An 18,835-nucleotide genomic window follows, 5' to 3' on the forward strand; every position below is an offset into this window, starting at 1 on the left:
TTTTATTGAAAATAAATTGCCTATTCCTTGGTCTAGTTAAACAGGCAATTATTTTTAGTTAGTAAAAGGCGGACTATGCAGCAAACCAAGGCCACAATGTTTATCCTAAGCATGCAACATGTTTGGGTAAAAGTTGGCTGGTTGTTGCTGCTAATTATTGCCTTGCTGGGCTTACCCAAACTTAACTTGCAGCCAAGTATTCAAGCCTACTTTTCCAAAACTGACCCAGCGCTTATTGCGCTAAACAAATTTGAGCAGCAATTTGGTGCTGCTACTAACCTTCAGGTTTTGCTCACTAGCGCTAAAGGCTGGGATAGTCCAAATCAACAAGCTGTGCTGCAAAGTATGAGTCAGCAATTACTTCTGCTAAACGGAGTTGAAGCTCTTAGCCCTAGCACCCGTTTAGCCCTGCAATCAGCCTTACCTCCCACACTCGCAAAGCAGGTAGTAAGCGACGATGGTTTAAGTATATTGCTTAGCCTAAATGTAGCGCCAACTATTGCCGAGCAAGCCAAGCGAGTACCAGAGCTGTTCTCCCAGCTTGATACTGTGCTGCAAGAGTTTGCAGCTGAAGGAGTCTCTTATCAATATGCTGGAGAACTAGCGCTAAGTCAGCAATATCTTAAAGTATTGAAGCATGATTTGAGTTGGTTTGCTCAAGCGCTGATCATTAGTTTTACCTTGCTATTTACTTTGGGTATTCGCAATCTGCGGTGGTTAGCTGCTATGGGCAGCTGCGCCTTATTTAGCTTGCTGCTTACTTTGGGGTTAAGTGGTTGGTTAGGTTTAAAATTGGCGGCAATTAGTGCTTTTATTCCTTTGGTAATAATTAGCCTCATCATGGCCTATTGCAGCCATTTATATTTTGCATGGCGAGAACAGCTAGTAGTGAGCAATGATAGCTATCAGGCTATATTGGGCGCTTTAGAGCACAAGTTCTCACCTTTGCTTTGGGGTGCGTTAACCACCGCTGCAGGTTTCTTATTATTGAATCTAAGTCCTTCACCACCGATTGCTGATTTTGGTTTAATGGTGGCATTTTCAGTGTTAGTTAATGGCTTGGCTTGTTGCTCCCTGCTGCCTTGGTGGCTAAAAGGCATTACATGTTCAAAAAATATAAACACAAAACAACCCGCTAAATTAGTTAACTTTTCTCTTTTGCTTAAGTATCGAAGCGGTATTTTGCTGGCCGGACTTGTTGTGAGCTTAGTGGCGGGGTGGGCGGTAAGTCAGCTGCGCTTTGATGATGATCCTTTGAACTACTTTAAAGCCGATAATGCTTTCTCTTTGAGCAGGGATAAGCTGCAGCAACAGTTTTTAGGTTTACATAGTGTGCGTTATCAGCTCAGCGAACAAAGCGATGATCCCTTGGCTCGCTCAGAGCCATTAAGCCGATTGCTAGGCTACCTAAATCAGCAAGCCGAAGTTCGCCAAGTAAACAGCAAACATGATTGGTTAGATTGGTTTGCGCAAGACCCAACAGCAATTATGAGTATGTCTACGGTCCAGCAAAGTGGGCTTGATTTAGCTAAACAGGCAGAGTTACTCACGGTATGGTTACAGCCTTTAAGCAATCGCCAGCTTATTGAGTTTGAGCAACGCGTTGCCCAGTGGGCGGCGGCTGAGCAAATCCAATTATCACCGGCTTATAGCAGCAATCTGATTTTTGCTAAGTTTAATCAAGCTAATGGTCAAGCGATGCTGCTGTCTTTTAGCTTGGCTTTTTTGTTGGTGGCCGTGGTGGTGTTAGTGTTAAAACGCAGTGGCTACCTAATGCTTCTCGCGCTAGCGGCTAACGCCATTCCACTATTATGGGTATTTGCTATATGGCAACTATTTGGCCAACATCTAAGCCTAGGCAGTGCGGTGGTGATGGGCATGATGCTTGGCATTATTGTGGATGACAGTTTACACATTTTGCTTAAAGTTGACCCCATTCGTGGTAGTGCCCAACTGCAGCAAGGCATGGCTAGCATTACGCCGGCGTTATTGCTCACCTCTGGGGCGCTGATTATTGGCTTCGCTCTCGCTTATCTATCGGATTTTTTGCCTATTCAGCAAATGGGTTTGCTCTCAGCACTAACTTTGTTTTTAGCCTTGCTGGTGGATTTATTGATACTACCTTTGTGTTTGCCTCATGCTAATAGCCGCTTGTCAGCAGAGTTAGGGGGGCAGCCATGAAACGACATGCTATGGGCAACTGTTTTGCCGCCAAACTAGCGACACCGAGCTTAAACTTGCAGCACCCTATTGCTAGTTGGAGCAAACAATATGCAGGCTATCCTTTAGATTTTTCTTCAGCACATACCGAGGCGCTGTCTTTGTTAATGCCACTTTTGTTGTGCGGAGAGCAATCTGCTCAGTTGGTTTTCCAACAGCAAGCTTTGCAATTAGGCCAGCAACAATCCGCTGACTCGGTGTTAGCCTTAAACGAAGTTGAAGCCGATGAAGCTTGGCATGATGAAGCCTTGCAGCTTGTGTTCTCGCAGCTACCAGAGCTTAGCGGCCAGCACCAAGTACGCCGTGCCGCACAGCGCTTTTATACTGGTCTTGGGCGCAGCCTAAGTTTGCAACAACAGTTTGTGCGGATCGCCAGTTTAGATGCCTGTGTTACCCAGCTAATGCAACTTATTGAGCGCGGCAGTATAGGTAGTCGTCATCCCTTTTCTCTGCTGTGTGGTTTAATCAAAAAAGATGAAGCTAAACATGTGTATGTAAGTAAACACTTTGCCCAAAAGCTAGGTGCTAGCGTGCATGAAATGGCTGAAGAGCGCTTATGGGTGCTAGGCGCATTAATGAAACTACTAAAACAACAAGCCAACCAGTTTGAGTTAATTGGTGTCGATTTAGACCAACTAGAGAAGAAATTGGAGTTTAAATGGCAGTAAAGTTTGCAAATCACTCACTAAACTTATTGGCCGCTAACTGGTATGTGCCGCATCAACCAGTAAGCAATGAGCAGCTCTTAGGTTTTATGTCTGAGAAATGTGGCTGGCGGATGGCACGTAAAGCCAAAATTATTGCTAAGCGCTTGGGTGTAGAGCAACGCTTTTTAAGCCGTAGTTTTGCTCTGTCGCGTAGTCAGGCATCGCCAACGGGTGTGGCTATGGCTAAGCAAGTACTGCAACAATGTTTACATCAATCGGGCGTTGAGGCGAATCAACTTGGCTATTTGCTCAGCCATACTTGTACGCCGCATACTCAAGTACCGCCTAATGCTGCGTGGTTGGCCGATGAGCTGGCGTATCACGGCGCTTATGCAGAACTTCGCCAAGCCTGTACTGGTTTTGCCAATGGCTTGCAGCTAGCTAGCGCGCTGTGTGCTGCAGACCAAGCACCGGTGGCTATTGTGGGCAGCGAAACCGGCTCGGTATATTTTGATCTAGATAAGGGCTTTGTTGATCAGCAGCAGTTGGTTAACTTTGTGCAAATGGGCGATGGTTGTGGTGGGGTGATTGTTGGTCCAGCAACTCAGCCACGCAGGGTGATTAAAGACATTTATTTGGGGCAAATTGGCCACAACAAAGCCCCTGGGTTTTACTTAGATGCTGGCGCCGATACGGTTGGTGAGGGCAACATGGCGCGTTTCCATCATAATATTACTCAGGTAAAAGAAACCGGCTCGCAGCTGTTTGAGCTGGGCTTAGAAGCGGTGTTGTCACGTGGCTATCAACTTCGTGATTTTCGTTATATTTTGCCTCACCAAGCCAATGGTCATATCGACAAGCTACTGAGCAAAGCACTTAACTATCCCAAAGAGCAGATCGTTAATGATGCAAAACTATTCGGCAACCTTGGCTCGGCAGCCATTTGGTTAAGTTTTGCCCGTTTACTGGAAAACTGCCCCTTGGAGCCCGGCGATCAAGTTTTGGTACTCGGTGCCGAAGCCACCAAATACCTGTACGGCGGTTTTATTTATCAGCATTAGTGTTTATTGCTGATTTTTACTGTGAGTTCGCGCAGTACTTGTCGCCTTTTTCTTCGAGTAAAAGGCACACTCTTTCATTATGTTTCACTCACTTTTGAAGTGCTTCTATCTTTGCCAATTTAACTCAATCTCACAGCTAGATTGCTCTTTACTAAGGGTAAGATTAAGCATTGTGAGAATCAGTTGATTTTACGGCATTTGAGGGTGGGCAGAGTATGCAAGTAGCAGGTAAATGGGCCTTAGTGACTGGGGCAAGTCGAGGCGTGGGATTACGCATTGCCAAAGCATTAGCAGCTAAAGGTGCTAAAGTGATTGTGCATAGCCGAAGCGTGAATGCATCGCAACACGTGGTGGATGAAATTACCCGCCAACAAGGTTTTGCTGTTGCTATCGAGGCTGAGCTCTCCAATCCGCAAGCGGTGGCAAGCTTGGTGGCTCAAGTCAATCAGCTGAGCGGCCATTCTTTGTCGGTGTTATATAACAATGCGGCAATTATGACCCCTTGGCGAGAAGATGCAGTGGTTCCAGCCGAGGACTACGCTTTAAGTTTTCAAGTTAACTGTATTGCACCAGCAGCCTTGTGTGATGCCTTTTTGCCGCAAATGAAGCAGCAAGGTGAGGGGCGCATTATTAATGTTACCTCTGGCATTGCCGACCAACCTCAGCTTATGGCGTATAGCTGTTCCAAAGCAGCATTAGATCGTTATGTGCGCGACATGCTGCCTAGCTTAGCAGGCAGCGGAGTATTGATGAACTTAATGGATCCTGGCTGGTTGCAGACCGACTTAGGCGGAGAGCAAGCGCCTAATCATCCCGATTCGGTAATACCGGGCGCTTTGGTCCCTGTTTTACTAGCGGATGATGCAGGTAGTGGCCAGCTCTACTGCGCTCAGGATTACCGTTAAGCTCAAACTCCCAGCGTAGGCGGTAGGTGGCCGCGGCCCGCTTTTTCTTTGCTGGCCGCTATCAGCATATACACGCTAGTGCTAGCCAGTACCAAAGCAATATACAAGGGCAGTGTAAGCGCTACGCTTTGAACTGAGCCTGCCAACAAAGGGCCACAAATTGAGCCAATGCTGTAGCTAATTAGCATTAGCTCTGTGATGGCGACAATTTTCTCCGCCGGCACATTTACACAAGCTTGAGATATCGCGATTGGGTAAATAGAAAACGCCGCCCCCCCTAATATAAACAAGCTTAACCACATGGCTAACCAAGAGTTAGCCATGGCAATCGACAAGGCTGCTAGTACGCCAATGGCTGCAGCAAAAGCTTGTAGCAAGGTTTTGTTTAAGCGTGCCGACAAATAGCTACTTAAGGGCTGAACCAACATTCCGCCAAGCACTAAACTCGCCATTAACACTCCTACCTTGCTGCTCCACTGGCTTGAGTTACTCAAATAGCTAGGCATTAGTCCATAAATAGGTCCCAACACCAAGCCCGAGACAATACAGCCAATAAAGGCGGGTTTACTCAAGCTTGAAAGCTCTTTGATAGATACCGCGCTATGTAACACCTGGTGGGGTTTGACTGCGCGAGTAAACAGTGGTGCCAAAATAGCTAAAGCCAGCAATGTCGCGATGCTTAAAAAGGGCACCGAGCCCACTATACCGATAGGCTCAATCAGCAATTGGCCAAGCGCGCTGCCGGCATACAGAGTTAACATGTAAATGCCTAAACGAGCGGCCCGTTGTTTGTCGTCATTCACGAGTAATAGCCATGATTCAACCACCACAAAAATCCCTGCGGTTACTGCGCCAGCCACTAGGCGCAAAGCTAGCCACGCGCCCGCATAGGGAAGCATGAACATTAGCAATACCGTGGCGAGCAATACTACTAAACAAATAATGAAGGCCATCCGATGGCCAATGACTGCGATTAAGCGTTGTGCTTGTAAGGCGCCAAGTAACAAACCTGTGTAATACGCACTCGCCAACCATGCACTTAACGACAGTGGTAGAGCTAAGGCTGTTAAGGCCAGTGGTAATAGGCTCATTAGGTAGCCTGAGGCTACCGCAAATAAGCCCAAGCCTAACAATGGGCTAAGGATCCCTGAGCTGGGCTGGTGTGCAGAATTGTTTAACATGGCGTACCTACAAACACGAATAATAGACAGTGCTTTATCCAAAGCCGCGCGATAATGTCAGTAAGTTCACTTACGTTGAAACAAAGAATTTTTGTGGTAACGATAAGAAAGTTTTTCTAGGTGGATAAATAACGGTTTGTGTATTTAATTTGTTGTTTATTAACGGTTATTTTTCTATTGGGTGATTTTGGTTAGCTGTGAAATAGATTGACGAAAGTAGGATTTTTTAGCACATTTAAATGGCGAAAAAAGCTCAGCTTAGCTAACTTTTTGTCGCGCAATATAGCCTGTAATATTTTTAGTTAAATTAGGTTACCAGCGATGAGATTTTCAAGATTTGATGATATTGATGAGTGGGAAGAAGAAGATAAAGCCGCTCAGATTAAACACTCTAAAAAAGCCAAAAATAGTTCGCGTACTCGGCGCAGAATAGACGAGTATCATGAGCAAAAACAGTTGGCTTCGTATTTAACGGATTTCAGCTCATTTTCTTAAAGGTGAATAACTGCTAGACAAGTAAGCTAGGTAATCCAAGTGCCTAGGGTAGGTTGAACTTTCCCGCCGATTTTTGCAGTGGCTAAAATGATTTTTACTCGAAGAATTTAACCACTAAAGGTTAACGGACCACAATAAAAAAACGCCACTGATTGAGTGGCGTTTTTGTTTCGACTTAGGCGTCGTCTGCGGCGAGCTGCTTGGCTAGAGCAAAAGCTTCAATTTCGTCACCCACTAAGTTTTCATCCAAATCTATCGCCACCAAGACTTTGTCTTCATCTAGGCTTGGTAACCATTCTTCAAAAAACTCTTCAAGTTTAACGGCTACTGGCTGATAGCTCGCCCAATCCTCAATACATAGCGCTTGCGCATTGGCTTGCTTAGAAAATAGCGGCATTACGTCGGTAGCTTCAAACTCGATGGAATCCACCACAACAAACTCATCATCGGCGCTGAGTACCCAAAGCTCTCCAGCGGCAATTACTGCTTGACTAAAGGCTGATAGATTTGTTTCTGAAGTAGACATGTGTTGCTCCGTAGTTGTTAGCTCGCGATAGTTGCGCATATTAAACTTATACGCAAGCAATATAGCTCAAAGATGTCATATAGGAAGTGCTAATAAACGACTTGAGTATGAAGGTTTAGTGAAGGGAAGCTTAGGTATCTTGGTGTGAGCAATGAGTGGAGAGCTGTGTTAAATGAAGTAGGCAATTAAAACTGCTAATAGATGGCAAATCTAAGAGCTAAGCCACTTAGAATGTGGCTTAGCAAATTAGTTTGTTATTTGGTTTTACGGCGGCTTGCTGCAAAGCCTAATAAACCAAGGCCTAACATTAATACGCTAGTTGGCTCAGATACCTGACTAGGCAGTACTTGTGCTTGGTTAGCGATAGTCATATCGTCAAATCCAAAAACGTCAGAAGAGTTCGTATTGCCAAAAGAGATTTTGGTGAAAGGGTTTAGTGTATCTATGATACCCCAGTAAAGTAGCGTGCCATTTGGAGCGTTAGTTGAATTGTCGACGGTATAACTGGTAGATGTGCCACTTAAAAAATCGAGGGTGATTTGTCCGCCAAAATCACCGATATCAGTGCCATAGAAGCCGAAAGCAGAAATTGCTTGTGAGAATTCGATAGTGAAGTTTTGGCTTGTTTCCCAATATTGAGATCCTGAAGTTGCGAAGCGACCGGAGCCTCCATTATCAATATCGCCTGATCCAGATAAGGTTGCCGTTCCTGCTGCACCAAAATCCGCGGTTAGCGGGCCATTGGTACCTGTAGCGAATGACTCAAAATCTTCTGTTCCCGCGCCTACTAGTGATGCAAAAAAGCTATCTTTAGCAGCGCTACTGTTTGCAGTACTCGTGCCGGGGTTAAGATCTTCCCCAAAAAAGATAACGCTAGCGTTGGCCGATGCCGAAAGTCCCAGAAGGAGAGAAGAAATTAGTATTTTTTTCATGCAGTTATTCCCTTGTATGCTATTGATTAAAAAGTTAATCGCCAGGTAAGCACTTTTCATACCAAAATATTATATATATGTAATTCAAAGGCTTGTGTTTTTCTATGAAGGGTGAAGGTAAAAAAGTGTAAAAGAAACAAACACCTATAGATAATTAATTAAACTGTCAAAAATATTAAAGTTTGAATACGGATGAACACATTTTAATTTAGTACTTAGGCATTTGGCTTAGTAAATTGTCGTTAGGGCTTAGGCTTATGGTTGTTTTTTGGCAAGCGCTCATGCTATTAAAGCACTGGCCACAGTGCCAAAAGCGCTTACACCAGTACTAGCAAATAGCCAGCCTTATGGCCAAGCAATTACAGTAATTACAAGGTGCTTTGTCACGAGGCTGCCCAGCCTAGTTGAACAACTAAAAAGAACAAATTGGTCAGCGGTAATCGCTTAGAGTCATACACAAGAATAAAATATATCAGGTAGGCAAGTTTTTAGCCGAGCGGTATAGGGCAGCTGATGAGCCGCCCTTTGTGATAAAGACAATTGGCGAAGTGCTAAAAACTACCAAAGATAGGTTTAAATCAGCGCTTCTTGCTATTAGCAGCCAAAGCTCTTTTCCGCGCCTTCTTCTTTTGAGCCGAGCGAGAATTGCGTTTGTTAGATGGTGCGGGCTGGCTTAAGTCGGGCTCAAAGCCGGGATACCATTGCTGAGGTAATCGGCGGTCCAATTGGGCTTCTAAGTCGTGCAGTAAGTGCTCGTCGTCAACACTCAACAATGTGATGGCAATGCCGCTTTGCCCTGCGCGACCAGTACGGCCAATGCGGTGGGTATAGTCTTCGTTTTTGTAAGGTAGCTCTAGGTTGATAACACAGGGCATATTTTCGATATCTATCCCCCGAGCCGCTACATCAGTTGCGACCAAGAGGCGTATTTCGGAAGCCTTAAATTTAACTAAATTTTGCTCGCGTGCGCTTTGACTTAAATCTCCGTGCAGGGCCGAAGCATTGATCCCTTGTTGAATCAGCTGTTTTACCAGTTTATCGACACCCTGTTTGGTGCGACAAAATACCAGAGCCTGTTGCCACTGCGCTTGCTTAATGATTTGGCAAAGCAATGCGGCTTTTTTATCTTGGTCGACGTTGTAAACGCGCTCTTCTATTTTTACTGCCTTGCTATGGGCTTTAGCAACGTCTAGTTGTTTGGCTTGGTTTAACCAAGGTTTGGCAAAACGATAAATGCTGGCATCTAACGTTGCCGAGAACAACATGGTTTGGCGCTGTTGTGGTAAGCGCTTTAGCAAGGCGCTTAACTCATCTTTAAAGCCAAGGTCGAGCATGCGATCGGCTTCGTCTATCACTAAATACTGTAAGTGCTTTAAGTCACAGGAACCGCGTTTTAAGTGATCTAAGATTCGGCCTGGCGTAGCTACCACAATATGGCAAGGCTGCTTAAGTGCTAGCTGCTGCTTGTCTATGCTCACACCGCCATACACCAATGCGCAGTTAATCTCGCAGCCTTTGGCGTAATTTTCTAGGCTTTGGTGCACTTGCTGAGCCAACTCACGAGTAGGTGTGATGATTAAGGCTTGGATAGGGTGAGTACGCTCTTGCTGGCTAAGGGCTTGCAATATAGGCAAGCAAAATGCGGCGGTTTTACCGGTGCCTGTTTGCGCACAGGCCATTAAATCGTGGCCAGCCAATGCCAGAGGAATGGCTTGCTGTTGAATCTCGCTCGCTTGCTGGTAGCCCAAAGCGGCAAGATTACTGAGTAGTTGAGGATTGAGTTGCAGTTGGCTAAATTTCATGGTGTTTACTAACAAGCTGATAGTGGCTGAACTCAGTATACCTAATCACATCCGCTGCTACTGACATTTGTTTTTACTGGCTTTTTTGTCATTTAAAGCCCTGACTGAGCTAACGCTAATGTTGCCAATTGAGACTACACTTTAACTACACCTAGCCAGAGGGTTAGCAAACGAATAGTGAAGGAACCTTATGTCGCTCAAATGGCTAGTCTTGCTAATTGTCTCTTTAAGTTTAAGTTGTGTTGCCGAGTCACTTAGAGTGTCTTTACTGTTAACGCCCAAACAGCGTGATAGCTTTCATCATGTATTCGAGGGTTTTACGCAAGAAACGGGCATTCACATTCAACCCATTATTCGCAGTGATGAAGACTATAAAAGTGAGATTGATAAGTGGCTTAAAGGGGGAGAAAACTCACCCGATGTGCTGCACTGGCAAGCTTCTGAACGCTTGTTTCAGTTTTCTCGCAAGGGCCTGATACGGCCAATTAATCATATTTGGCAAGAGTTAAAACTTGCTGATAGTTTTGCCCATTTACAAAGTGGAGTGAGTGAAGAAGGGCAGGTATATGCCTTGCCTTTTGCTTATTATCACTGGGGTATTTTCTACCGTAAATCGCTGATAGATAAACACGGCGGCCCGCAGCGTTTTTGGGAAGACTTTGTCCGCCAATGTGAGCAACTTAAACAAGCTGGTATTACCCCCATTGGTATTGGTAGCAAAAACTATTGGCCAGCCGCGGCTTGGTTTGATCATTTAAATCTGAGAATAAACGACCTTAGCTTTCACCAGCAATTACTTCGAGGGGAAGTCTCTTTTTATGATCCTCGATTAACACCAGTCTATGAACAATGGGCCTCGTTAATCAAACACGGCTTCTTTAATGCTGATCATCATGATTACGCATGGGATGAAGTATTACCCATTTTTTACCGAGAACGGATAGCATTTTTGTTGTTAGGTAATTTTGTAGCCACCAAGTGGCCAGCTAAGCTGGAAGATGATATTGGATTTATGCCATTTCCGGTGCTGTATGATCTACCCACCTATGAGGTGGCCCCCACCGATGTGTTTATGATTGCTCAACAGACCAAGAAGGTGTACCAAGCTGAAGAGTTTATAAAGTATATGGCAAGGGCAGAAGTACAAGCCCAAATAGCTGAAGGCTTAGGCTATATACCTGCTTCTACTGCGTCAGAAGTGAGTAGTGATAGTTTAGTGAGTGAAGGCGCGAGTATGCTGAAGGAATCTATAGGCGTATCGCAGTATTTTGATCGCGATACCATTCCTGCGTTTGAACAAATTGCGGTAAAGGCTTTTACGCGTTTTTTAGACGATGCAGATATACCGCGCTTAAAGCGCGATTTAGAGCAGGCAAGGCAGTTTGCATTTGAGCTTTCTGCAAGCCTACCCAAGTCTAATCTGTAAACAATTATTTCCAACTCTCATCTTAAAGATTTTATGTTTAGGCGCTTTTAATTTGACCTTGTTTTGCTGTAGCCTGATTGCGACTTTTTGAGAAAGCCTTAAAGGAATCATAGGCTTAATGCTAGCTAAAAGGGATTTTTTTGCTAATGAGGGTCTTATTGTTGCTTGGGCTTTGCTTGTTGTTGAATACTGCAACGGCTGAGCCAAGAACGACTTGGCGAGTAGCCTATTCGACAAAACAGCATTTGTTGAGTCACGATGTTATGAACCTACTGGTTAAAGAAGCACGGGTAGAAAGTGTTAACTACTATCTACCGTTTGCTAGGCGTTTGCGCAGTTTGCAGATGGGCCAAGTAGACATAACCGCAGGGTTAATTAAAACCAAACAGCGTGAACAAGACATCTACTTTTTAGAGCCTGCCTATTTAAGCGCTGCTCGTCATTACTTCGTTATGCGTAAAAGCGAGCTACGAAGCCTAAACCAGTATTCAGATCTTTATCCCATGCGGGTAGGCATTAAGCTTGGGGCTAAGCATTTCGCGCGCTTCGATCAAGACCACAAACTATATAAAGTGAAGCTAAACAACCAAAGCGAATGCTTGAAAATGCTTGAACGAAAACGCGTTGATGTATGCTTAGCCGGAGAGACTGGACGGCACAAAGCCTTGAACTCCACCAAATGGACTGGAAAATTTAAGATCGCCAAGTTTGAAGTGCCATACGATAGCAAGGTGTATATCGGTATCTCTCGCCAATCAAGTTTGTACCCTAAGCGAGCAAAGCTGGAGCACTTGCTTAACTATCTTCATGACTCTGGAAAACTGAGCTCAACCATAGAAAACTACTATCACTCTCAACAGATCCCGGTTCCCGCAATGACCAACTGACGGCTTGCTGTGTAACCTGAGCTCGGGAAAATAAACAGGTTAGGCTAATTTTACTTATTTCGGTGTTGAAGCTACTTGCAATAGGCTAGCTATTGGCGCGCAGCTTCGCCTACAACTAAGCAAAACTATCTCGTCAGAAACAGGGGTTAGATTAAATACTGGGTTGCAGAGTTCTCGTCACTTCCTTATCCCGAGTTCAGGTTATGTAATAAGTGTATGAGCTGGCTCACAAAATTACCGCTTATCTCTGTTTTTAAACAATAATTCTCGAGAAAATCACCAATAAGTAGTTTGGTATTACAAATGTTGGTGTGGGAAGGCCAATGCAGGGATTAATCCAACAAAGATTGGAGTAGTTCTAACCTGATTTATTTGTGTTATAAGATTACTTATTTTGCGGCCTAAGGATACAAATAACAGGCGGCAGTTTGCTATCGAAAAGAGACAGTACGGTAAACAAAAAATAAGGAAATTGAACATGTTAAAACGAGTGTTATCGATACTCTGTGGGTGTGTATGCTCACTGGTTATCAGCCAAGCCGCAATGGCTAAGGTCTTGGTCATTAATCCTGACTTTGAGCAGGGCTGGTATGGCTGGAAAAAGTCTGGTTCAACGGCCATTTCTGGGGAAGGGCGCGATGATGAATCTTCGGCAAAAATCACCGGTGAAAGTGGCCGTTTTGAACAAGAAGTAAAAGTGCAAGCTAATACCGATTATACCCTAGCAGTATTTTTGAAAGGCTCTGGAAAAATAGGTGTGACGGTAACAACAGAAGCCACCGAAGAACAAAAACTAATTAACAAGTTTCAAGAATTCTCCATCCAAACCTACGCTAAAGATGATTACCACGGTGATTGGGACATTATTGAAGTTGATTTCAACAGCGGTATTGGCAACAGCGTAACCATTTTTGGTACTTATGAAGATGGTGGTCAGGGACGTTTTGACCGCTTTCGGGTAAAGCGAAAACGTGATTAGTCGGTTCATTTTGGTGGGTGACCGAGTTTATATACCCGCCAATTGAGGCCCTTTTACTTGCTTTCTCGACATCGCTTGCTTGTCAGCCATAGGCTTTGCCTGCTTAGCGTTAAATTAACGGATATATTGTGACGCTGTAGCACCTAGTTCGATGCTGTAGCGTTTTACTCCATTGACAAACTATAAAGCTGTTCACAAATTCCTCAAACCTCTATTGAGTTTTATAATATTAAATGTAGGGTGCTAAAAAATATAAAAAACTAAGGAAAGGGAAGTGAATACAAGGATTTTGTTAGGGCTAGTGTTAAGCCTCTTTGGCGTTAGCGCAAGTGCCGTTGTTGGTGGAGAGCAAGTAGCGGATAAAGATTGGCCAAGTGTGGTTTCTCTGCGATATTTTACTGGGCTTGGAAGCCTTGAAACTCACCAATGTGGCGGAGCTTATATTGGCCGCGGCTTGATTGTAAGTGCAGCACACTGCGTAGCTCTTGCTCCCGCAACACGTGCTTATGCTTGTATGGGAGGTAGTGGCACAGCTGCAATGAATAATTGCTACCCTCTCGCTAAAAGTGTTGTTCACCCTCAGTATGTAGCAGGTAGCTATGATAAAGATATTGCTGTCTATCAAATGGCAAGTTATCCAAAAAACTATCCAGCGGTTCGATTGATTAGCGAGGCTGAAAACCTACAGCTGCAAGCAGGAGATAATCTACAAATTCTAGGCTTGGGTTCTACGGCCTATGAAAGCTATCAGCCCGCTTATCAGCTGCAAGGGGCGATATCCCCGATCGCCGATATTGAGACCTGTAATAACCAAATTGCTGCAGATGTTCCGCATGCTATCGCAGATGAAGACTTTATTTGTTCTGGAAAGCAGACTAAGGGACCCGCCCCTGGCGATAGTGGAACGCCTGCATTTGTCTTTGTTGGTGGTGAAGAGGTATATGCTGGCTTGGTGTCGCATGGCTATAACTACATGGGATTATTTACCCGAATAGGCCGTTACTTGGATTGGATTAATGTGACCCAATTGGAGTTGCTTGGGCCTCTTGATTTTACAAAAGAGGAAGTTTGGCTTATCCAAGATCCTTATCAAAGCCAGCCTTTCAGCCTAACTCTAAAAAATACCAGTGATTCAACAATCGAACTCAGCGAATTTGACGTGGTTTCTGAGCACTTCAGCATTGTAAATACAAATGAATGTAGCCTGCTAGCTGCAAGTGAAAGTTGTCAGTTAATGCTCGATGTATTGCTTAACGACGCCAGTCATGCAGCTGCAGAATTACAGTTTAGTTTAGCTGGTGAAACCCTCATTATCGATCTCTTAGCTTTATCACAAGCGCCTTCAGACTTGCTGGCGGTTTACGATTCACCTTTTGACGCTTGGAGTGTCAGTGGATTGCAGCAATGGAGCAGTTTGCTTGATGAAGGGATTGCTTTCGAAGCAGGTAATGAGCAAGTGCGTCAGTATTTAGTAGGAGATATTGAAGGCCCAGGGCAGTTGGCTTTGGATGTTTTCTTGGGCAGCTATAGTGGCTCCGGTTCTTTATCCGTAAGTGTTGATGAGCAATCTAAATATCAGTTAAGTGGAGATTGTAAGGCTGAACTAGCAGTTGATATACCCGAAGGGATTCATTCGGTTAAGATTGCGTATCAAGCTGATGCAGCTATTAGCACTCAAGCAAATGCTAACTCCAGTGTGGGTGCAAAAATGAGCCCTAGCGAGACGCATTTATATGCGCAAATCTTGAGACTAAGCTTTGAAGAACAAGCAAATGAGCTAAGTTCAATAGATTGTGACTTTAGCTCAAAACTAGCAGACGAACTGGTGTACTCCAGCCTACCTGTAGCAGAGTCTGGCGGAGGCAGTATTGGCTTTGCTGGTTTAGCTCTTATATTGCTTGCTTGGATTCGTAGAAAGCAGGTTGCGTAAACTAGCGCGACGCTTAGCGGCGCTTTAAGCTACCATCGTTACTCGGTGTTGGATTTGGGCGCCAAACATTACGCAAGCGCTGTAAGATGTGCTCGGGGATTTCTTTTGAGCACTCTAGGTTTATTTGACGACCTCGGCGCATCCCGTAAATTTTGCCTTTAATGGCTTGGGCGCTGCGCTGTACTAGCTTAATCTCTCGAATAAAATACTCTGGCACTTGGCCTTTGCTTACTTCTACTCGAATTCCATCTACTTTAATTACAAACTGTGCACTTATTGCTTTTAACATCTTCACCTACTGCTGCTAACTTTGCCATCTAGTTAGATTTTTAATCATAAAATATTATGTGCTATTTAGCCTAACTTACTGAGCAAAACTCTACCTAGGTCTTTTCACAAAACACCGACCAGAATTACCATTTCAAGCTAATGGCTGTCTTTGGCTAATTCAAGTTCACCGCTTAGCCAAATTGCTTAGTAAGTGCATCGTTACTACCTTTAAAGCTCTCTTGCTAAAACTTAGGCTAATCAACATGGGTAATTTAACACCTGCTAAGTCATCTATTTGGCTCGCTTTACTTACAGTTTTACTCTTTGCTCCACTTACTTGGGCGCAAACAAAGGCCCCAGAGGGCGCTAGTGTCTATATTATTTCTCCCGCAGATGGCGCTGTGGTGAGCAGTCCGTTTACTGTTAGCTTTGGCTTAAAAGGAATGGGTGTCGCGCCTGCGGGAACCGATAACACCAAAACCGGTCATCATCATTTGCTGATTGATGTGGCTGAACTTCCTGCTCTTGATATGCCGGTACCAGCCGATGAGCAACACCTGCACTTTGGTGGCGGGCAAACCGAAACCAGCATCGAGCTGGCACCGGGTGAGCATACCCTACAATTATTACTAGGCGACACGACCCACATTCCTCACTCGCCGCCAATAATGTCTGAGAAAATTACCATTACCGTTAAATAAGCTTGTCCCTGTTTAGTTATTCAAGCACAGTGTTAAAGAAAACAGGGGCTTAGCTAGGGGCTGTTGATCTTTCGAGCTGATTTTTGCGGCAGTTTGTGGCTTATTTATACAAGACATAAGCTTTGCTGCTAGCCTGTATGAGAAGCCGATAAGGCAGCATACTCCTTGCAGTGCCTAAAACGATTTTATCTTGAACGAAATTTAACCGCGAAAGGTCAACAGGCCCTCAGGAGTAAGCATTAAAATTCTCAGTTTAAACTTACTTAATTATTTGGCTCCCCCGTATGCGGCTTACGAATTTGATAATATTTTGGATTCGCAGCAATGGCAGCATAAGCAAGCCTGGTTAAACAGGTTAATCAGCTTAGCTGAAGCCGATGTCATGGCGTTTCAAGAGGTGTTTAGCGCAGAGGCGTTGGCCGAGCAATGCAAAAGCCTTGGCTATTCTTATTTTCTGTCCACTCCCAGTAGCTTAGACGAGTCTAGTTATGTGTATCGTAAGCCCGGTTTAGCGCTGGCTAGCAAGTATCCACTGCGCAGTGTAGCCCTTTATAATCCTGCCCATTTAGAAATCTTTAGTCGCGCGCCCTTAGTTGCAAAAGTTAAGTTGCCAGAGATTGGTTGGATTAAAACCTACGTGGTGCACCTTAAATCTAAGCGGCCTATCTTAGATGAAGATCTAGTAGGTGATCCGAGTGACATCGATGAATACATGGGCCGTTGGCAGTCTGATACTTTGCGAGCTAAAGAAGTAAGTTTATTGATGCAGGATATTTTGAGTTGTCGTAATCATACACTTGAAGCGGTTATGGTGATGGGGGATTTTAATGATGACTTATCCCAGGGGGCGCTAAGCCATATATTTGATCTTCCTTTAGCCCAACACGATGAGGTTGAGCAAGTCTGGCGGATGCATGACAGCTTTGCACTGAGTCAAACTAATCAGCTGCGCGCAGCTACTCACTATTGGGGCGGGCAGGGCAGTGTACTCGATTACATTTTGTTATCAGGTGAGTTCTCAAGCGATTATCAGCAGCAAATGGCCGAAGTGGTGGCTTTCCACTGTTTCGACCGCCACCTTACTCACGCTGATTATGCACTAGATAGCCAAGCCAGCGACCATGCAGCTGTGATGATTGAGCTTAAAGCGTGGGCTTAACGCTCTAGTCGATAAGGTTCGAATAACTGCTGTAAGTTAACTTTGGCGTTTAGGCGGCTCGCCAACAAGTACATTCCGCCAGCTTTGCGATGGATTAGCAATACAGCTAAGAATGGGGCCGGTAACTTGGTGCATAGCCAAGCCTCTGAGCATGGTCATGCAGCTGTGATGATTGAGCTTAAAGCGTGGGCTTAATGCTCTAGTCGATAAGGTTCGAATAACTGCTGTAAGTTTACTTTGGCGTTTAGTCGGCTCGCCAACAAGTACATTCCGCCTATTTTTCGGTGAATCAGTAAAACATCAATGGGTGGGGTGTGCCAGTAGTCATGCTCATAACTAAGCGCCATGCCTGCTTCACGTAACTCTTTAGCTAAAGGTGAAGATGCAAAGTCATAGGTCCCCGAGTGCTTGAGAGGTTGTATTACCAACGCTAACATGCTGTGAAGTGTGGCTATTTGGCGTTCGGTACTGTCTGGTTTTACAAAGCCTAGCTGCTCAAGTGCCGCTAAGTCGAGAGTAAAAGGTTCAGCCAAAGCGCGACTTAAAAGTTTGCGATAGCCCTGGCTGATGTGTGGCGGGATTTGCCGCGTAGCGCCAAAGTCTAACAATACAATTTTGTTGGATTGCGCCGAGTAAAGGTAGTTAGCAAAATTGGGATCGGTTTGCATTAAGCCAAAGTCAAATAACTCCATCATCAACAAACTAAACAGCTTATGCATTACCTCGTCACGTAGCGCCTGAGGTTGCTGTTGTAGCTGGTCTATGGCTTCACCCTCATGATGGCTCATGGTAAGAATGTTGCTGGTGCTTAAGTGGCTAAATAATTCGGGTATTTCAAACTCAGCATGATTGGCTAATTTAGTTTGATACTGGCGTAGGTACTCAGCTTCTTGTAGGTAATCGGCTTCTTGGTGAAGTTGTAACTTGGCATCTTGAAGGATGTGTTGATAATCAAATTGCTTAGGTAATACCCCGCTAATATTTAGTAGGCTAACTACATTATCCACGTCGCTGTCGATACTGCCTTTAACCCCGGGGTACTGAATTTTAATGGCTACTCGTTGTTGTTTATCGAGGTAGGCGCTATGTACTTGACCAATCGACGCAGCGGCAATCGGTTGCAAAGAAAACTGCTGAAATTGCTGTTGCCAGTTGTCTCCCCATTCATTAAGCAGTACTTGGCTAAGCTGACCAATTGGCATGGGGTCGGCATCAGCGCGCAAGCGTGCCAGTAACTCACTCACTTCTTTAGGCAACATGTCTCCAGCATCCATCGACATTAACTGACCAACCTTCATGGCCGCGCCACGAAGTTTGGCCAGCTGGTCGGCCACCCGTTTTACATTGTTGGGGGTAAGTAGTATTTCATTTAGTTTTGGGCGTTTACCTGCTGCTAATTGGGCGGCGCCTTCTGCTAGCATACCTCCTGCTACACGCGAGGTTAAAGACCCAAGCTTGGTCAATCGGGCTAGCCGAGAGCTTGGCACTTTAGAGGCTTTGTTGTTATCTGAGTGGCTGATAATGCTTTATCCCTAACGGTAGGTTTCTGCTTAAGTTTACGTCGAAAAGGTGTTTATGGATCTATATCTACCGTTTTGATTTCACGTTGTTACTTAGCTGCATTTTCAATTTGCTAATCAATATATGTTTTTTAAGTTGTTATTATTCAATGTCTTATTCTGATTTTTCTAACTTGGCTCGCTGCTTGCGTTAT

At 44.7% G+C, this 18,835-nt stretch carries 17 protein-coding genes; 11 read left to right on the forward strand and 6 right to left on the reverse strand.

The features are described 5' to 3' along the window. Window positions 1-75: 75 nt before the first annotated feature. The 4 genes from K5609_RS04715 to K5609_RS04730 all read left to right on the forward strand — a co-directional run bounded on the left by K5609_RS04715 (window position 76) and on the right by K5609_RS04730 (window position 4,833). Entirely contained in the window at window positions 76-2,181 is a 2,106-nt protein-coding gene (locus K5609_RS04715; RefSeq protein ID WP_221076176.1) for an MMPL family transporter, read from the forward strand. Further along, a complete protein-coding gene (locus K5609_RS04720) occupies window positions 2,178-2,888 on the forward strand; it encodes a hypothetical protein (protein WP_221076177.1) in 711 nt (236 codons plus the stop codon). Before K5609_RS04715 ends, K5609_RS04720 begins: the two co-directional genes overlap by 4 nt. Continuing rightward, on the forward strand, window positions 2,879-3,928 hold the full coding sequence (locus tag K5609_RS04725; protein WP_221076178.1) for a 3-oxoacyl-ACP synthase III family protein: 1,050 nt from the start codon (window positions 2,879-2,881) through the stop codon (window positions 3,926-3,928). Before K5609_RS04720 ends, K5609_RS04725 begins: the two co-directional genes overlap by 10 nt. Before the next feature lie 215 nt (window positions 3,929-4,143). After that, on the forward strand, window positions 4,144-4,833 hold the full coding sequence (locus K5609_RS04730; protein WP_221076179.1) for an SDR family NAD(P)-dependent oxidoreductase: 690 nt from the start codon (window positions 4,144-4,146) through the stop codon (window positions 4,831-4,833). 2 nt (window positions 4,834-4,835) lie between these two features. Here the strand turns inward: K5609_RS04730 and K5609_RS04735 are convergent, their stop codons facing one another. Further along, a complete protein-coding gene (locus K5609_RS04735) occupies window positions 4,836-6,014 on the reverse strand; it encodes an MFS transporter (protein WP_221076180.1) in 1,179 nt (392 codons plus the stop codon). 321 nt (window positions 6,015-6,335) lie between these two features. Between K5609_RS04735 and K5609_RS04740 the strand changes: the two genes are divergently transcribed. Next, window positions 6,336-6,509: a PA3496 family putative envelope integrity protein gene (locus K5609_RS04740; RefSeq protein ID WP_221076181.1), complete on the forward strand. Its 174-nt coding sequence runs from the start codon at window positions 6,336-6,338 to the stop codon at window positions 6,507-6,509. 175 nt (window positions 6,510-6,684) lie between these two features. Here the strand turns inward: K5609_RS04740 and K5609_RS04745 are convergent, their stop codons facing one another. The 3 genes from K5609_RS04745 to K5609_RS04755 form a co-directional block, all read right to left on the reverse strand. Continuing rightward, window positions 6,685-7,035 carry a DUF2750 domain-containing protein gene (locus K5609_RS04745; protein WP_221076182.1) on the reverse strand — a complete coding sequence of 117 codons (351 nt, stop codon included), beginning with the start codon at window positions 7,033-7,035 and terminating at the stop codon, window positions 6,685-6,687. Window positions 7,036-7,289: 254 nt separating this feature from the next. Next, window positions 7,290-7,967, reverse strand: coding sequence for a PEP-CTERM sorting domain-containing protein (locus tag K5609_RS04750; protein WP_221076183.1), 678 nt, complete (start codon window positions 7,965-7,967; stop codon window positions 7,290-7,292). Window positions 7,968-8,545: 578 nt separating this feature from the next. Further along, on the reverse strand, window positions 8,546-9,769 hold the full coding sequence (locus K5609_RS04755; protein ID WP_221076184.1) for a DEAD/DEAH box helicase: 1,224 nt from the start codon (window positions 9,767-9,769) through the stop codon (window positions 8,546-8,548). Between the two features lie 190 nt (window positions 9,770-9,959). Here K5609_RS04755 and K5609_RS04760 point away from each other — a divergent pair, with 190 nt between their 5' ends. The 4 genes from K5609_RS04760 (at window position 9,960) to K5609_RS04775 (ending at window position 14,991) form a co-directional block, all read left to right on the forward strand. Continuing rightward, window positions 9,960-11,195, forward strand: a complete 1,236-nt coding sequence (locus K5609_RS04760) for an ABC transporter substrate-binding protein (RefSeq protein ID WP_221076185.1) — start codon at window positions 9,960-9,962, stop codon at window positions 11,193-11,195. Between the two features lie 146 nt (window positions 11,196-11,341). Beyond that, window positions 11,342-12,082, forward strand: a complete 741-nt coding sequence (locus K5609_RS04765) for a substrate-binding periplasmic protein (RefSeq protein ID WP_221076186.1) — start codon at window positions 11,342-11,344, stop codon at window positions 12,080-12,082. A 478-nt stretch (window positions 12,083-12,560) separates the two neighbouring features. Next, window positions 12,561-13,061, forward strand: a complete 501-nt coding sequence (locus tag K5609_RS04770; RefSeq protein ID WP_221076187.1) for a carbohydrate binding domain-containing protein — start codon at window positions 12,561-12,563, stop codon at window positions 13,059-13,061. Window positions 13,062-13,335: 274 nt separating this feature from the next. Continuing rightward, window positions 13,336-14,991, forward strand: a complete 1,656-nt coding sequence (locus K5609_RS04775; protein ID WP_221076188.1) for a trypsin-like serine protease — start codon at window positions 13,336-13,338, stop codon at window positions 14,989-14,991. A gap of 13 nt (window positions 14,992-15,004) precedes the next feature. Here K5609_RS04775 and K5609_RS04780 read toward each other — a convergent pair whose 3' ends face one another. Next, a complete protein-coding gene (locus K5609_RS04780) occupies window positions 15,005-15,280 on the reverse strand; it encodes a DUF3634 family protein (protein WP_016400432.1) in 276 nt (91 codons plus the stop codon). Between the two features lie 244 nt (window positions 15,281-15,524). Between K5609_RS04780 and K5609_RS04785 the strand changes: the two genes are divergently transcribed. Both K5609_RS04785 and K5609_RS04790 read left to right on the forward strand, forming a co-directional pair. Then, the gene (locus K5609_RS04785; RefSeq protein WP_221076189.1) at window positions 15,525-15,962 is read left to right on the forward strand and encodes a DUF4399 domain-containing protein; all 438 of its coding nucleotides are present in this window, start codon (window positions 15,525-15,527) and stop codon (window positions 15,960-15,962) included. 310 nt (window positions 15,963-16,272) lie between these two features. Beyond that, window positions 16,273-17,121: an endonuclease/exonuclease/phosphatase family protein gene (locus K5609_RS04790; protein ID WP_221076190.1), complete on the forward strand. Its 849-nt coding sequence runs from the start codon at window positions 16,273-16,275 to the stop codon at window positions 17,119-17,121. Window positions 17,122-17,312: 191 nt separating this feature from the next. Here the strand turns inward: K5609_RS04790 and K5609_RS04795 are convergent, their stop codons facing one another. Next, window positions 17,313-18,542: an ABC1 kinase family protein gene (locus K5609_RS04795; RefSeq protein ID WP_221076191.1), complete on the reverse strand. Its 1,230-nt coding sequence runs from the start codon at window positions 18,540-18,542 to the stop codon at window positions 17,313-17,315. Between the last annotated feature and the right edge of the window lie 293 nt (window positions 18,543-18,835).

The sequence above is a fragment of the Agarivorans aestuarii genome, assembly GCF_019670125.1.
Lineage (GTDB): Bacteria > Pseudomonadota > Gammaproteobacteria > Enterobacterales > Celerinatantimonadaceae > Agarivorans > Agarivorans aestuarii.

Coding starts and splice junctions, on each gene's coding strand:
- K5609_RS04715 (WP_221076176.1), top strand. CDS start 76: ATGCAGCAAACCAAGGCCACAATGTTTATCCTAAGCATGCAACATGTT.
- K5609_RS04720 (WP_221076177.1), top strand. CDS start 2,178: ATGAAACGACATGCTATGGGCAACTGTTTTGCCGCCAAACTAGCGACA.
- K5609_RS04725 (WP_221076178.1), top strand. CDS start 2,879: ATGGCAGTAAAGTTTGCAAATCACTCACTAAACTTATTGGCCGCTAAC.
- K5609_RS04730 (WP_221076179.1), top strand. CDS start 4,144: ATGCAAGTAGCAGGTAAATGGGCCTTAGTGACTGGGGCAAGTCGAGGC.
- K5609_RS04735 (WP_221076180.1), bottom strand. CDS start 6,014: ATGTTAAACAATTCTGCACACCAGCCCAGCTCAGGGATCCTTAGCCCA.
- K5609_RS04740 (WP_221076181.1), top strand. CDS start 6,336: ATGAGATTTTCAAGATTTGATGATATTGATGAGTGGGAAGAAGAAGAT.
- K5609_RS04745 (WP_221076182.1), bottom strand. CDS start 7,035: ATGTCTACTTCAGAAACAAATCTATCAGCCTTTAGTCAAGCAGTAATT.
- K5609_RS04750 (WP_221076183.1), bottom strand. CDS start 7,967: ATGAAAAAAATACTAATTTCTTCTCTCCTTCTGGGACTTTCGGCATCG.
- K5609_RS04755 (WP_221076184.1), bottom strand. CDS start 9,769: ATGAAATTTAGCCAACTGCAACTCAATCCTCAACTACTCAGTAATCTT.
- K5609_RS04760 (WP_221076185.1), top strand. CDS start 9,960: ATGTCGCTCAAATGGCTAGTCTTGCTAATTGTCTCTTTAAGTTTAAGT.
- K5609_RS04765 (WP_221076186.1), top strand. CDS start 11,342: ATGAGGGTCTTATTGTTGCTTGGGCTTTGCTTGTTGTTGAATACTGCA.
- K5609_RS04770 (WP_221076187.1), top strand. CDS start 12,561: ATGTTAAAACGAGTGTTATCGATACTCTGTGGGTGTGTATGCTCACTG.
- K5609_RS04780 (WP_016400432.1), bottom strand. CDS start 15,280: ATGTTAAAAGCAATAAGTGCACAGTTTGTAATTAAAGTAGATGGAATT.
- K5609_RS04785 (WP_221076189.1), top strand. CDS start 15,525: ATGGGTAATTTAACACCTGCTAAGTCATCTATTTGGCTCGCTTTACTT.
- K5609_RS04795 (WP_221076191.1), bottom strand. CDS start 18,542: ATGCTAGCAGAAGGCGCCGCCCAATTAGCAGCAGGTAAACGCCCAAAA.